Here is a 13,398-nt window from a genome sequence, read left to right as displayed (position 1 = left end):
GCATAGCACCACATGCGATGCGGAGCTTACGCAAAGCGGATCGAAATTGCGGAGTGGTATTATGGTAGTTCCGTCGTCTTACGGCTTCAGGTTGGGCGGAAGCGGCGGATTTTCGCGCATCAATGTGATGGTGACGCGACGGTTTGCCGGCAACGTCGGATCATCGGGAAACAATGGCTGGCTGTCAGCCCTGCCGCCGACGGCGTAGATGTGGGATGACGGCAGCCCCTCGCGTTCGAGGATCTGGCGCACGACGTTGGCGCGGTCCGCCGACAGATCGAATGCGCCATATTCGCCGCGCGCCGGCACGAAGCCTGCCGACGTGTGGCCGACAATTCTGACCCGCAGCGGCGTCGCCTTCAACGGCACGGCCAGTTTCTGGATCAGCCGGCGGGTGCGGTCGTAGGGCACCTTGGAGCCGTCAGCGAACATCGAGCGGCCATCCTGGTCGACGATTTCGAGATTGAGACCCTCTTTGGTTTCCTCGAACATGATGTGCTTGGACATTTCGGTCAGTTCCGGCATGTCCTGCAGCGCCTGGCGCAATGAGGCCGAGGCGAGCGCGAACTCGCGATCGACCTTAAGTTTGGCACCCCATTCGCGCTGACGGTCCTTGTCGTCGGGCGTCGGGGTATTGGAGGAATCTTCGGGCGAAATATGCTCGACATTCTTCAGTTTCGGCCGCGTCGGCAGGCCGTCGGCTTCGACGATTCCCGAATATCTGGACTCGGTCTGCACGCCGAACGCTTCGCGCATCGAACCGGCGACGATCTTGAGCTTGGCGGAATCCTGGGTGGAGAACGCCACCAGCATCACAAAGAATGACAGCAACAGCGCCATCAGGTCTGCAAACGTCACGAACCAGCCGTGACCGCCATGCGCCTCTTCGCGTTTTTTCTTGGCCATGTTCTATGTCCGCACCTGGATGCCGCCGTCGATCAGGCCGGAGCCAGTTCGCCTTCCTCGTGGCGATGTTTTTCGGGCAGATAGGCCAACAGCATTTCACGCACCAGCGCCGGGCTCTTGGAATCGCGGATCATCAGGATGCCGTCGATGATCAGCGTGCGGTTGGTCTCCTCGTCGATCAGCTTGCCATGCAGCTTGTCGGCGATCGGCAGACAGATCAGGTTGGCCACCAGCGCGCCGTACAGCGTCGCCAGCAGAGCCACGGCCATGAACGGGCCGAGCTTCGACGGGTCCGACATGTTCGAGAACATCTGCACCATGCCGAGCAGCGTGCCGATCATGCCGAACGCCGGCGCACAATCGCCGATGGCGCGATAGATCTTCGAACCCTCGTTCAGGTGCATCAGAAAATTGTCGCGATCGCGCTCCATGTTGTCGCGGATGAATTCGAGATCGTAGCCGTCGGCGACGTAGCGGATTCCCTTGGCGAGAAAGGGCTCGTCGGTCTCGACCTTTTCCAGGCCGACCGGACCCTGCTTGCGGGCGATTTCCGCGATGCGGGCCAGTTCGTCGACCAGATCGCGCGCCGAAAGACGGCTCATCGTGAAGGCGAATTTTGCACCCAGCGGCATGCCGTGCAGGATCGCGCTGAGCGGGAAGCGGATCAGGGTCGCCGCGGTCGAGCCGCCGAAGATGATGATGACGGCATGGATGTCATAGAACATCCGGAAGTCACCGCCCATCAGGATCAGCGTCGACAGGACGATGATGCCGGCGATCAGGCCAACGAGCGTGGTGATATCCATTCTGAACTCCGACGCATACGCGAACCACCGGCCATCCTGACCGGTCGCGCCGCACCATTCGGAGCCGCGCAAGAGGCACCCTACGACCGCGCCATTAAAGACGCGTAAAGGTTAAACCTAAATCGCGGTCGTAGAATTGCGGGGCAACGCGCGCACGATCTCAAGGATTCGCTAACCATAGCGGTTGGCGCTCACTGCGCCTGCACGCCGATCCCGGCGGCCTTGATGATCGGCCACCATTTTTCGATCTCGGCCTTCTGGAAGGCGGCCAGTCCTTCCGGGGTTTGCTGGGCGCGAGGCGCAACATCGAGCCCCAATTCGGTAAACCGCTTCTGGATCGCGGGGTCGGCCAGCGCCTCCACCGTCGCGGCATTGAGTTTTGCGATGACATCCCTCGGCGTGCCCTTTGGCGCCCAGAAGCCGAACCAGCCGGACATATAGAGGCCGGGCACACCGGTCTCGTCCGCGGTCGGAATATCCGGCATCGAGGCCGAGCGCGTGGCCGAGAGATTGGCGAGCGCCTTGATCTTGCCGGCGCGGATTTGCGGCAGCGCCACTGCGCCCTGCACGACCAGCAGATCCACCGTGCCCGAGACGAGATCGGTCATCGCCGGCCCCGCCCCGCGATAGGGAATGAACTGCACCTTCTGCTTGGTCAGGTTCTCGAACAGCACGCCGGTGACATTCGCCGCCGCGTTCTGGTTGACGAAATTGATCTTGCCGGGATTTTCCTTCATCCAGGCAACCAGCTCGGCAGGCGTGTTCGCCGGCAGGTCAATCTTTGCGACCATGAGTTGGGGATTGTTTGAAATAAGCGCGATCGGCTCGAAGTCTTTCTCGAGGTCGTAGTCGAGCTTGTAGATGATGCTGCCGACGTGGGTGTCCCACTGGCCGATGTCGAAGGTGTAACCATCGGGCGCGGCGCGGGCGACGCGCCCGACACCAATGCTGCCGCCGGCGCCGCCGACATTTTCGATGACGACGGATTGCCCAAGCGGAGCACGCATCCGCTCAGCCATGATCCGGGCGGCAGCATCGGTCGATCCGCCCGGCGGGAACGGCACGACCAGCGTGATCGGGCGGGAGGGATAGGTTTGCGCCTGTACGCCTGCGATACCAATCAGGATCGATAGTGAAAGCGCCGCCAGAAGCCTCTTCATGACTTTCCCCCTCTATGTCGAAGGCTCGGCACCCGCATCCGTCGCGGGCTATTTCAAATCAACCTTCGGAATGTTCGCTTGCATCAGCCGCTCCATGCGAGGAAGGCTGTACAATTCGGAGATGGTTTGCTGGTTCTTCTGATACAGCACTAGAACCTTATCATCTGCAATTTGCTGAACGGAGTAGAGCTGCTCAATGCCCTCAATCAATTTCCTGTAGTTGGCGCCGTCAACTGCGCTCGTTGCCAGCGAGACGGCATCCTTTTCAGTCAATCGATTGTCGCCATTCGAATCTCGCTCAACAACGACATGAAAAACTCCCACGCCTGTCTGTGGCTCATCCGGCGAGCTCTTCAGCTTGCTGAACAACACGCGGCTATCAACAATTAACTGGCCCGCGCGTTCAAATAGCCACCTGCTTTCGTTCGTGGATATGTTCAAGAACAGGTAGTTGACGGCGTTTTGCTCGCTGCGCTTTGAATAGTACGATGCGCTATAGGACTGCCCGCGGTAAAGAGGAATCCGGACGTAGGGTGTACCCGCGATGGTGGTGGGGCTCCCTAGCGCAAATTCCTCTGATACGTTGTCCTTCTCGCCAACATTGACCACGTTGGTGACTCGGCGCGATCGCGTTTCCTCCTTGAAAATTGTCGCTGCCGCGTAGAGGCCCAACAGAATACAAACGACTGCAGCTCCCGCAATTGCCAGCGCGTTGAACCGCCAGACATATTTGAAGAAGCCGCTTTCGCTGGGTTTCACAACTGTATCCATTTGGCGGGTATGCGCGAACCGGCTCGCTTAATGGATCTCGGACGAACGCTTCAGCGCCTCTTTCAGTTTTTCGAGTGTAAAGTCGGGGCTGCGGGCGATCTCCAGGATCGGCGTTTCGCGCCGGCCACAGAGTTCGGCGGCTTCCGGAATCTTCGCCGCGATGTCGACCGGGATCACGATGGCGCCGTGCTGGTCGGCGTGGATGAGGTCGTCGGAATGCACCGTCATGCCGGCGACGCGCACTTCGCCGCCCCAGTTTTCGGCATGAACCCAGGCGTGCGACGGCCCGATCGAGCCGGCCAGCGCCTGAAAGTCCGGCGCCCATTGCGGGATGTCGCGGATCGAGCCGTCAGTGATGACACCGAGGCAGCCGAGCGCCTTGTGCACGTTGCTCTGCACCTCGCCCCAGAACGCGCCGTAGCCGGCATCGGCGCCGTCGATATCCTGGATCACGGTGATACGCGGGCCAAAGCCAGTGCCGACATATTCGTAATAGGCGATGCGGCGCTTCGCCTGCTCGTTGGCCGGAAGGGTAGATTTGAGCACCGAGCGGATCGTCACGGTGCGGGCATAGCCGACCATGGGCGGCAAATCAGGAAACGGGCAGACCAGCGGCTTGGTGGTGTAGCCGATCAGGCGGCGTTCGGGCGCGACGATTTCCATCGCATTGCAGATCGTCGGCGTGTCATAGCGCGCCAGCGCCTCGAGGACGGAAGCAGGCAGCGGGGCGGTAACGGCTTTGTTCACGGCGTTCTCTCCTGATTGTTCTTGGCCGGCTGCTTTTGAAAGCCGTGCGTCGACATGCGTATAGCCGAGATTGGCGTCGAACCCAACTCGGCGGCCGCTCATGGCAGCTATATCGGAAGTGACGCGGAGCGCTCAGTTCAGCCGCGCCGGTCGCTCGCCCTCGGCATCATCAGGGGCAGGCGAAAACGTCGTCGCCGGAGTCGACGGCGCAGCCGCCTCGCCCGTCACGTTCGGTTGCACTGTGGCGGCCGCCTTGCGCTCATGGTCGCGATAGGACTTCCACCCCCAGGGCAGGCTCAGCAGGTAGAGCACCGAGCCGATCGACAGGATGTGCCAGGGATAGCCGATCAGCAGGGCGACGAAGAACACCACGGAGACGAAAACCGGCAGCACCATTTCCGGCGGCACCCGCATCCGCACCGTCTTGCCGGAAAAGACCGGCAGGCGCGACACCATCAGGAATCCGATCAGCAGCGTGTAGGCCGCAGTCAGCATGACCGGCGGCTTCGAGACGCCCAGAAACGCCAGATAGAACGGCAGCATCGCAAGGATGGCGCCGGCGGGCGCCGGCACGCCGGTGAAATAATTCGCCGCAAAGGCAGGTTTGTTCGGATCGTCGATGCTGGCATTGAAGCGCGCCAGCCGCAGGCCACCGGCGATCGCAAACACCATCGCCGCGATCCAGCCGCCATTGTTCAGCTCGTGGAGCTGCCAGAAGTACAGCATCAGAGCGGGCGCAACGCCGAAATTGACGAAATCCGCAAGGCTGTCGAGTTCGGCACCGAATTTCGACTGGCCCTTGATCATGCGCGCGACACGGCCGTCGACCCCGTCCAGCACGGCTGCGAATACAATGGCGGCAACCGCAAGCTCCATCCGCCCTTCGATCGACAGGCGGATCGCCGTCAGCCCGGCGCAGATCGCGAGCAAGGTGATGACGTTGGGCACCAGCATCCGCACCGGGATCGGGCGGAACCGGCGGCGGCGCAGTTCAGGGTATTTGGGACCGGGGGTCAGCATGCCTGCCACTATATAGCAAGCGCCGGCCCGGTCACCATTGGCGGCGGCCTAGCTATTTAGGCGGCCGGGGGGTGGTTAATCGGCCCGAAACGTCCGCCCCTGCTCGCTCGACCCGAAATCGGCCAAAATCGTCTCGCCGGCAACCGCGGTCTGGCCCTCGGAAACCAGCGCTTTGCTGCCCTCGGGCAAATAAACGTCCAGACGAGAGCCGAAACGGATCAGTCCGAACCGCTCGCCGGCACCGATCGACTGGCCTTCCCGCACGAATGAGACAATCCGCCGCGCCACCAGTCCGGCGATCTGAACCACGCCGATCCGCCCGTTCGTGGTCGAGATGACAAGCGAATTGCGCTCATTGTCTTCGCTGGCCTTGTCGAGCTCGGCGTTGATGAAGGTGCCGGGCCGGTAGGCGATCCGGTCGATGCGGCCCGCGACCGGGCTGCGGTTCACGTGGCAGTTGAACACGCTCATGAAGATCGAAACGCGCGGCAGCGGCCGGTCGCCAAGACCGAGTTCGGCCGGCGGCAGCACCTGCGCGATCATGGAGACGCGGCCATCGGCCGGCGACACCACGATGCCGTCGCGGACCGGCGTGACGCGGACGGGGTCGCGGAAGAACAGCGCGCACCAGACGGTCAGGCCCGTGCCGATCCAGCCCAGCGGCGTCCAGAGAAAGAACAGGACGAGGCTAACCGCCGCAAAGATGCCGATGAAGGGATAACCCTCGGGATGGATCGGCGGGATCTGCGCGCGGATGGAATTCGCAATCGACATCGAGGCTCACTGTTATCTGGCCGACTTCCGGCTCGGAAGTAGCGCCGTATTTGGATTATTCCGCGGCGGTTGCCAAGGGATCTTTGGGTCCCGCCGGGTCCCGGGGCGGCTCATTGAGCGGATCATCGACCGGTGGCGGGACGCGGTTCGGCGCTTCGTTGCCTTCGTCGATCTGGGCGAGCTTCTCCCGCGCCTCCTCGGCTTCGCGCTGCCTGTTCCACATACTGGCATAGAGCCCGCCGGACGCCAAAAGCCTGACATGGGTGCCGCGTTCAGCGATGCGCCCTTGATCCAGCACGATAATTTCGTCGGCGCCGACGATGGTCGACAGCCGGTGTGCGATCACGAGCGAGGTGCGGCCACGCGAGACGCGCTCCAGCGCTTCCTGGATTTCATGCTCGGTGTGGCTGTCGAGCGCGGACGTCGCCTCATCCAGCACCAGGATCGGCGGCGCTTTCAGCACCGTGCGCGCAATCGCCACGCGCTGCTTCTCGCCGCCGGACAATTTCAGGCCGCGTTCGCCGACCTGGGTTTCATATCCCTTCGGCGACATCCGGATGAAGCTGTCGATCTGCGCCAGTTGCGCCGCCTGCTCCACCTCGGCATCGCCGGCATCCCAGCGGCCGTAGCGGATGTTGTAGCGGATGGTGTCGTTGAACAGCACGGTGTCCTGCGGCACCATGCCGATCGAGGCGCGCAGGCTCGCCTGCGTGACGTTCCGGATGTCCTGGCCGTCGATCAGGATTTTTCCGCTGGAGACGTCGTAAAGACGGAACAGCAGCCGCGAAATCGTCGACTTGCCCGCACCCGAGGGACCGACGATCGCAACCGTCTTGCCGGCGGGCACTTCGAAACTGAGGCCTTTGAGGATCGGCCGCTCCGGATCATAGGCAAAGCGCACGTCGTCGAAGCGCACATTGCCCGAGCTCACGATCAGTGGCGCAGCGCCCGGGATGTCCTTGATCTCGGGATTGCGCTGCAGCACGTTGAACATCTTCTCGATGTCGATGATCGCCTGCTTGATCTCGCGATAGACCATGCCCATGAAATTCAGCGGCTGGTAGAGCTGGATCATCATGGCGTTGACCATGACGAAATCGCCGACCGTATGGGTGCCGTTGCGGACACCGAGCGCACACATCAGCATGGTCGCGGTGAGGCCGATGGTGAAGATGACCGCCTGCCCGGTATTGAGTACCGCCAGCGAGGTATATGTCTTCACGCTGTGGCGCTCGTAGCGCTCCATCGAACGGTCGTAGCGTTCGGCCTCGCGCTGCTCCGCGCTGAAATACTTCACCGTCTCGTAATTGAGCAGCGAGTCGATCGCCTTGGTGTTCGCCTCGGTGTCGGAATCGTTCATCTCGCGGCGGATTTCGATCCGCCATTCGGTCGCGATATAGGTGTAGTACATGTAGATCACGACCGTGATCGCGGTGACCAGCACGTAGCGCCAGTCGAACTGCCACAGCAGCACCGCCATCAGCAGCGACACCTCGACGATGGTCGGGATCAACTGCAGGATCACCATCCGCACGATCACCTCGATGCCGGTGCGGCCGCGCTCCAGCACGCGCGTCAGGCCGCCGGTCTTGCGCTCCAGATGGAAGCGCAGCGACAATTCATGCATGTGGACGAAGGTGATGTAGGCGAGCTTGCGCACGGCGTGCATGGCGACGCGGGCGAAGATGCCGTCGCGAAACTGCGTCAATACCGCCATCAGCACCCGCACGGCGCCGTAGCTCGCAGTCATCAGCAAGGGCGAGGCGATCAGCCACAGCATCCAGTTCGACGCTTCGACTGGCGCGGTGCCCGTGCCGTTGAGCGCATCGATCGCCCATTTGAAGGTGAACGGCACCGTCAGCGTCGCGAGCTTCGCGACCAGCAGCAGCACCATCGACCAGACCACGCGCATCTTCAGGTCCGCGCGGTCGCCAGGCCAGATATAGGGCCACAGATGCACCAGCGTCCCGATCAGGGTCGCTTTTTCGGGAGAGTTGCTGGCCGGAGGTTCCGCGGTACGGTCAAGCGAATCAGAATCAGCCATCGCTGCCGCGCCCAACGCAAGATGGCGCACCGGCCGCCGTCAGATGGTTTCTGATGATCTGCATATGCCCGTCATATAGAGCGTTTAACTCTCCCGTACAGCCTTGAAAGATAAATCTTTCCCCCGTTTGGTTTGATTTCGGGCCTATTTCTGCGGCATCAGCGAAGTCAACCAGACTTGAGCTTTCCAGGGTGCGGTGCCACATGATCTGCATGGATCAAATCAAAACCGAACAAATCAAAACCGTTTGTGTCTATTGCGGCTCCGGCCCTGGCTCCAGCCCCCGCTTTGTCGAAGCTGCCCACGCTCTGGGAAAGGCTTTTGCCGAGAACAATATCCGGCTTGTCTACGGCGGCGGATCGGTCGGGCTGATGGGCGCGGTCGCCAAGTCCACGCTGGATCATGGCGGCCTGGTCACCGGGATCATTCCGGATTTTTTACGATCCCGCGAAAATATGCTGACGCGCGTTCAGGAAATGATCGTCACGCCCGACATGCACGAGCGCAAGCGGCTGATGTTCGAACATTCCGATGCGTTCGTCGCCCTGCCTGGCGGCGTCGGCACGCTGGAAGAACTGGTCGAGCAGATGACCTGGCAGCAGCTCGGCCGCCACTCCAAGCCGGTGCTGCTCGCTAACATCGACGGCTTCTGGGAGCCGCTGATCGCGCTGTTGGCGCATATGCGCGAAACCGAGTTCATCCGCCCGGCGCTGGATATCGACATCCTCAAGGCTGAACGGGTCGAGGACATCGTGCCGCGCCTGCGCGCCGCCGCCGCCCGTGCTCCCGAAGGCACCAAGGAAATGGCGCCGGAATTGGCACGGAAGCTGTAGGCTTCACTCGCTGGGAAACGTCACCGCCTCGATGCGGTTGCCGTCGGGGTCGAGGACGAAGGCGGCGTAGTACTTCACGCGGTCATGCGGACGCAAGCCCGGCGCGCCGTCGGAACGGCCGCCGGACTTCAGCGCCGCCGCGTGAAACGCATCGACATCGCCGGTTGCTTTGGCGCGAAGGCAGATGTGGGTGCCGCTCTCGGGCGGGACCGGCGCCATGCCGGCGCGCAGGTTGATCCAGAATTCAGGGTAGGTCTTGCCGAAGCCGATGGTGGCTGGACGGGTGACGAGCCGTGAGAGGCCGAGGGCTGCAAGCGTTGCTTCATAGAAACGCGCGGAGCGTTCGAGGTCGCTGACGCCGACGGAGATGTGGTCGATCATGGGATGGCCCCTGCTCTCTCCGTCATTGCAATCACCCGTAGCCCGGATGGAGCGCAGCGCAATCCGGGGTCACTCAAGCCACGCGCGAGAATCCCGGATTGCGCTGCGCTCCATCCGGGCTACGTCTTCACATCACACCGGCGCGCCTGATTTGACCAGCTTGTAGACCACCGAATCCATCAGCGCCTGGAACGAGGCATCGATGATATTGGGCGACACGCCGACCGTGATCCAGCTATCGCCGTTTTCATCCTCGCTCTCGATCAAGACCCGCGTCACCGCTTCCGTGCCGCCATTGAGGATACGCACGCGGTAATCGATCAGCTTGAGGCCCTCGATGTATTTCTGATACTTGCCGAGATCCTTGCGCAAGGCCACGTCGAGCGCGTTGACCGGGCCGTTGCCTTCCGCCGCCGAGATCAGCCGCTCGCCTGCGACATCGACCTTCACCACGGCCAGCGCCACCGTGACGCGCTGGCCGTTGGCGTTGTAGCGCTGCTCGACATTGACGTCGAACTGCTCGACCTTGAAATACTCCGGCACGCGGCCGAGCGTGCGCCGCGCCAGCAGGTCGAACGAGGCGTTGGCGGACTCATAGGCGTAGCCCGCCGCTTCTCGCTCCTTCAATTCCTCGACCAGGCGCGCCAGCTTCGGGTCGTTCTTCTCGTAAGGGATTCCAGCACGGTCGAGTTCGGCCATCACGTTGGAGCGGCCGGCCTGGTCGGAGACCAGCACCTTGCGGTGATTGCCGACGGACTCAGGCAACACGTGCTCATAGGTCTGCGGATCCTTCATGACCGCGGAAGCATGAATGCCGGTCTTGGTCACAAAGGCACTTTCGCCGACGTACGGCGCATGGCGGTTCGGCGCGCGGTTGAGCATGTCGTCGAGCGTCCGCGACACCTTCATCAGCGTCGTCATCTTCTCGTCTGTAACCCCGATCTCGAACGCGTCGGAGAATTCGCTCTTCAGGCGCAGCGTCGGAATCAGCGAACAGAGATTGGCGTTGCCGCAGCGCTCGCCCAGCCCATTCAGTGTGCCCTGGATCTGCCGCGCGCCGGCGCGCACGGCGGCCAGCGAATTGGCGACCGCCTGCTCGGTGTCGTTATGGGCGTGGATGCCGACATGGCTGCCCGGAATATGTTTTGTCACGTGGCCTACGATGGTTTCGATCTCGTGCGGCATGGTGCCGCCATTGGTGTCGCACAGCACCACCCAGCGCGCGCCGGAATCATAGGCGGCCTTGGCGCAGGCCAGCGCGAAATCGGCGTTTTCCTTGTAGCCGTCGAAGAAATGCTCGCAATCGACCATCACCTCGCGACCGGCGGCCTTCGCAGCAACGACGCTGTCGCGGATCGAGGCGAGGTTTTCCTCGTTGGTGGTCTCCAGCGCCACCCGCACCTGATACGCGCTGGATTTGGCGACGAAGCAGATCGCATCGGCCTTGGCCTCGATCAGCGCCGCAAGCCCCGGATCGTTGGAGGCCGAACGGCCCGGACGGCGCGTCATGCCGAACGCCGTGAATTTGGCGCTCTCGAACTTTGGCTTGTCCGAAAAGAATTCGGTGTCGGTCGGATTGGCGCCGGGGTAGCCGCCCTCGACATAGTCGATACCGAGATCGTCCAGCATCTGCGCGATGATCTGCTTGTCATGCAGCGTGAAATCGACGCCGTTGGTCTGCGCGCCGTCGCGCAGCGTGGTGTCGAAGAGATAGAGGCGTTCGCGGCTCATGACGGAACTCCCGGCGCGGCATTGTCAGCCAGCGTCTTCTGCATCGTGGTGTTGGCGAGCCATTCGCCATTGAGGGTAACGGTGTTGCGCTGTTTGGCGACATAGCCGCGCTTCTTGAACAGCGGCTCCGCGGTGTCGCTGGCGTCGACCGTCAAAGTTTTCGCCCCGCGCGCGCCCGCCAGCTTCTCCAATGCATCGACTAGCATCGAGGCAATCCCCTGCCCCGCGACGCTTGGATGAACGAAGAGCATGTCGATGTGGTCGGCGCCCTTCAGCGAGGCGAATCCAACAGGCGCGTTCTGGATGGTTGCGATCAGCGTCAATTGTCCGGCGAGCTTCGTGCCGAACGCTTCTTCGTCTTCGGCAGCCTGAGCCCAGGCTTCCTGCTGTGCCTCGCTGTAATCGTCGCCGGTCAACTCCTCGATGCTCGCAACGAAGATCGCCGCCAGCATCGGAACATCCGCCGGCAAAAACGGCCGCAAGCCAGGTTTGGGCAATGCCTGTCCCATTGCGTCAAAATACTCCGAACAGTCGCAAGGCCAGCGCGACCGCGGCAACGATCAGCGCCCATTTGATGAAGATGTAATAGCGCCAGTGTTTCGGGAATGGCGTATCGGGCTTGTCCATCACGCAATCTCCCATGTGGTCACGGGTTTTCCGTCGGCATCCTTGCCGTCCTTGATGGCGACGCCTATCGCGGCGAGTTCATCGCGGATACGGTCGGACTCCTTGAAGTCCTTTCGCGCGCGCGCCGCTGCGCGCTCCGCGATCAGGCGATCGACCTGTTGCGCGTCAATGCCGCTTGCCTGCTGCTTGCGTCCCTTCCATGCGGCAGCACTCATCGAAAGGAAGCCGAGCAGCCGAAGCGAGGCCGCGAACTCACCGCGTTCGCGCTTCCCCCCGGACGCCGCGGCATTGCGCAGGCCGTGCAGGACAGCCATGGCCTGCGCGGTGTTGAGGTCGTCATAGAGCGCTTCGACCATCGCCGGCGACGGTTGACTGTCCTCGGCGTCGGCCGCGACCGCGTACCAGTCGTCGAGCGTCTTCGCGCTCTCTTCCGCACCCTTCAGGGTCCAGTCGAGCGGCGAGCGGTAATGCGTCTTGAGCATGCCCAGACGCAGCACTTCGCCCGGCCAATCGGCCAGCAGATCCCTGATCGTGAAGAAGTTGCCGAGCGACTTCGACATCTTCTCGCTTTCGAGCTGCAGGAAGCCGTTGTGCATCCAGACATTCGCCATGCGGTCGGCATGAAAGGCGCAGCAGGTCTGCGCGAGTTCGTTCTCATGGTGCGGGAACACCAGGTCGATGCCGCCACCATGAATGTCGAATTTTTCGCCGAGATGCTTCCAGGCCATCGCCGAGCACTCGATGTGCCAGCCGGGGCGGCCTTCCGCCTTGATACCAGACGGCGACGGCCACGACGGCTCGCCCGGCTTCGACGGCTTCCACAGCACGAAGTCGGTATTGTCGCGCTTGTAGGGGGCGACGTCGACGCGGGCGCCCGCGATCATTTCGTCGAGCGAGCGTTTCGAGAGAGCGCCATAGCGCGGCATCACGGAATTGGCTTCGTTCATCGCCTGCGGCGAGAACAGCACGTGGTCTTCGGCGACATAGGCAAAGCCGCCGGCCACGAGCTTCTCGATGATCGCCCGCATCTCCGGAATATGTTCGGTCGCGCGCGGCTGCACCGTCGGGGCCAGGCAGCCGAGCGCGGTGACGTCGTCCTGATATTGCTGATAGGTCTCTTCGGTGACCTTGCGGATCGCCTCGTTCAGCGGCACGCCGGGATAGTCGCGCGCGGCGCGCACGTTGATCTTGTCGTCGACGTCGGTGATGTTGCGGACGTACTTCACGTGATCGACGCCGTAGCGATGACGCAGCACGCGGAACAGCACGTCGAACACGATCGCCGCGCGGCCGTTGCCGATATGGGCGAAGTCGTAGACCGTCGGTCCGCAGGCATACATGCGGACGTTATCGGCATCGAGCGGCACAAACGGCCGCTTCTCCTTCGTCAACGTATCGTAGAGGCGCAGTTCCATGGAAAACCCATCCCAGTGCCGAAGGCGATTTGAAGTTCCTGCAGTGGTAGCAGCGAGATCAACCAGGAACTTCAAATCGCAGGCGGCACTAAACTTTTAGTTTCTTGCAGCGCACCGGCTCTCGCATTCGCAACCCCATTCGCCGCAAGAACATGCGAATGCGAGAGCCGGTGCGCTGCCGGC

At 62.3% G+C, this 13,398-nt stretch carries 14 protein-coding genes; 1 reads left to right on the top strand and 13 read right to left on the bottom strand.

What is annotated here, in order from left to right:
• Nucleotides 1-78: 78 nt before the first annotated feature.
• The 9 genes from KIP88_RS06880 to KIP88_RS06840 all read right to left on the bottom strand — a co-directional run bounded on the left by KIP88_RS06880 (nt 79) and on the right by KIP88_RS06840 (nt 8,442).
• Nucleotides 79-906 carry a flagellar motor protein MotB gene (locus tag KIP88_RS06880; protein ID WP_214487095.1) on the bottom strand — a complete coding sequence of 276 codons (828 nt, stop codon included), beginning with the start codon at nt 904-906 and terminating at the stop codon, nt 79-81.
• Between the two features lie 32 nt (nt 907-938).
• Nucleotides 939-1,712 carry a motility protein A gene (locus tag KIP88_RS06875; RefSeq protein WP_214487094.1) on the bottom strand — a complete coding sequence of 258 codons (774 nt, stop codon included), beginning with the start codon at nt 1,710-1,712 and terminating at the stop codon, nt 939-941.
• Between the two features lie 191 nt (nt 1,713-1,903).
• Complete coding sequence (locus KIP88_RS06870) at nt 1,904-2,872, bottom strand: tripartite tricarboxylate transporter substrate binding protein (protein ID WP_214487093.1); 969 nt, start codon at nt 2,870-2,872, stop codon at nt 1,904-1,906.
• Nucleotides 2,873-2,920: 48 nt separating this feature from the next.
• Nucleotides 2,921-3,631, bottom strand: coding sequence for a hypothetical protein (locus KIP88_RS06865; RefSeq protein ID WP_214487092.1), 711 nt, complete (start codon nt 3,629-3,631; stop codon nt 2,921-2,923).
• Nucleotides 3,632-3,670: 39 nt separating this feature from the next.
• Nucleotides 3,671-4,390, bottom strand: coding sequence for an RraA family protein (locus KIP88_RS06860; RefSeq protein ID WP_214487091.1), 720 nt, complete (start codon nt 4,388-4,390; stop codon nt 3,671-3,673).
• Between the two features lie 132 nt (nt 4,391-4,522).
• Entirely contained in the window at nt 4,523-5,410 is an 888-nt protein-coding gene (gene pssA, locus KIP88_RS06855; protein WP_214487090.1) for a CDP-diacylglycerol--serine O-phosphatidyltransferase, read from the bottom strand.
• Between the two features lie 75 nt (nt 5,411-5,485).
• Nucleotides 5,486-6,184, bottom strand: coding sequence for a phosphatidylserine decarboxylase (locus KIP88_RS06850; RefSeq protein WP_214487089.1), 699 nt, complete (start codon nt 6,182-6,184; stop codon nt 5,486-5,488).
• Between the two features lie 55 nt (nt 6,185-6,239).
• On the bottom strand, nt 6,240-8,228 hold the full coding sequence (locus KIP88_RS06845; protein WP_214487088.1) for an ABC transporter ATP-binding protein/permease: 1,989 nt from the start codon (nt 8,226-8,228) through the stop codon (nt 6,240-6,242).
• Complete coding sequence (locus tag KIP88_RS06840) at nt 8,221-8,442, bottom strand: hypothetical protein (protein ID WP_214487087.1); 222 nt, start codon at nt 8,440-8,442, stop codon at nt 8,221-8,223. Before KIP88_RS06840 ends, KIP88_RS06845 begins: the two co-directional genes overlap by 8 nt.
• Here KIP88_RS06840 and KIP88_RS06835 point away from each other — a divergent pair.
• Nucleotides 8,441-9,061, top strand: a complete 621-nt coding sequence (locus tag KIP88_RS06835; RefSeq protein ID WP_214487086.1) for a TIGR00730 family Rossman fold protein — start codon at nt 8,441-8,443, stop codon at nt 9,059-9,061. The two genes, KIP88_RS06840 and KIP88_RS06835, sit on opposite strands and share 2 nt — an antisense overlap.
• A 3-nt stretch (nt 9,062-9,064) precedes the next feature.
• Here the strand turns inward: KIP88_RS06835 and KIP88_RS06830 are convergent, their stop codons facing one another.
• The 4 genes from KIP88_RS06830 to cysS all read right to left on the bottom strand — a co-directional run bounded on the left by KIP88_RS06830 (nt 9,065) and on the right by cysS (nt 13,215).
• Complete coding sequence (locus KIP88_RS06830; RefSeq protein ID WP_214487085.1) at nt 9,065-9,442, bottom strand: VOC family protein; 378 nt, start codon at nt 9,440-9,442, stop codon at nt 9,065-9,067.
• A gap of 132 nt (nt 9,443-9,574) precedes the next feature.
• The gene (gene cimA, locus KIP88_RS06825; RefSeq protein ID WP_214487084.1) at nt 9,575-11,173 is read right to left on the bottom strand and encodes a citramalate synthase; all 1,599 of its coding nucleotides are present in this window, start codon (nt 11,171-11,173) and stop codon (nt 9,575-9,577) included.
• Nucleotides 11,170-11,682, bottom strand: coding sequence for a GNAT family N-acetyltransferase (locus tag KIP88_RS06820; protein ID WP_214487083.1), 513 nt, complete (start codon nt 11,680-11,682; stop codon nt 11,170-11,172). Before KIP88_RS06820 ends, cimA begins: the two co-directional genes overlap by 4 nt.
• 117 nt (nt 11,683-11,799) lie before the next feature.
• Nucleotides 11,800-13,215, bottom strand: a complete 1,416-nt coding sequence (gene cysS / locus KIP88_RS06815) for a cysteine--tRNA ligase (RefSeq protein WP_214487082.1) — start codon at nt 13,213-13,215, stop codon at nt 11,800-11,802.
• Nucleotides 13,216-13,398 lie beyond the last annotated feature (183 nt).

Origin of the sequence: Bradyrhizobium sp. SRL28, from assembly GCF_018596315.1 — a bacterium.
GTDB lineage: Bacteria > Pseudomonadota > Alphaproteobacteria > Rhizobiales > Xanthobacteraceae > Bradyrhizobium.
This window is presented reverse-complemented; position numbering and strand designations above follow the sequence as displayed.

Coding starts and splice junctions, on each gene's coding strand:
- pssA (WP_214487090.1), bottom strand. CDS start 5,410: ATGCTGACCCCCGGTCCCAAATACCCTGAACTGCGCCGCCGCCGGTTC.
- KIP88_RS06840 (WP_214487087.1), bottom strand. CDS start 8,442: ATGCAGATCATGTGGCACCGCACCCTGGAAAGCTCAAGTCTGGTTGAC.
- KIP88_RS06835 (WP_214487086.1), top strand. CDS start 8,441: ATGGATCAAATCAAAACCGAACAAATCAAAACCGTTTGTGTCTATTGC.
- KIP88_RS06850 (WP_214487089.1), bottom strand. CDS start 6,184: ATGTCGATTGCGAATTCCATCCGCGCGCAGATCCCGCCGATCCATCCC.
- KIP88_RS06845 (WP_214487088.1), bottom strand. CDS start 8,228: ATGGCTGATTCTGATTCGCTTGACCGTACCGCGGAACCTCCGGCCAGC.
- KIP88_RS06870 (WP_214487093.1), bottom strand. CDS start 2,872: ATGAAGAGGCTTCTGGCGGCGCTTTCACTATCGATCCTGATTGGTATC.
- KIP88_RS06875 (WP_214487094.1), bottom strand. CDS start 1,712: ATGGATATCACCACGCTCGTTGGCCTGATCGCCGGCATCATCGTCCTG.
- KIP88_RS06880 (WP_214487095.1), bottom strand. CDS start 906: ATGGCCAAGAAAAAACGCGAAGAGGCGCATGGCGGTCACGGCTGGTTC.
- cysS (WP_214487082.1), bottom strand. CDS start 13,215: ATGGAACTGCGCCTCTACGATACGTTGACGAAGGAGAAGCGGCCGTTT.
- KIP88_RS06820 (WP_214487083.1), bottom strand. CDS start 11,682: ATGGGACAGGCATTGCCCAAACCTGGCTTGCGGCCGTTTTTGCCGGCG.
- cimA (WP_214487084.1), bottom strand. CDS start 11,173: ATGAGCCGCGAACGCCTCTATCTCTTCGACACCACGCTGCGCGACGGC.
- KIP88_RS06830 (WP_214487085.1), bottom strand. CDS start 9,442: ATGATCGACCACATCTCCGTCGGCGTCAGCGACCTCGAACGCTCCGCG.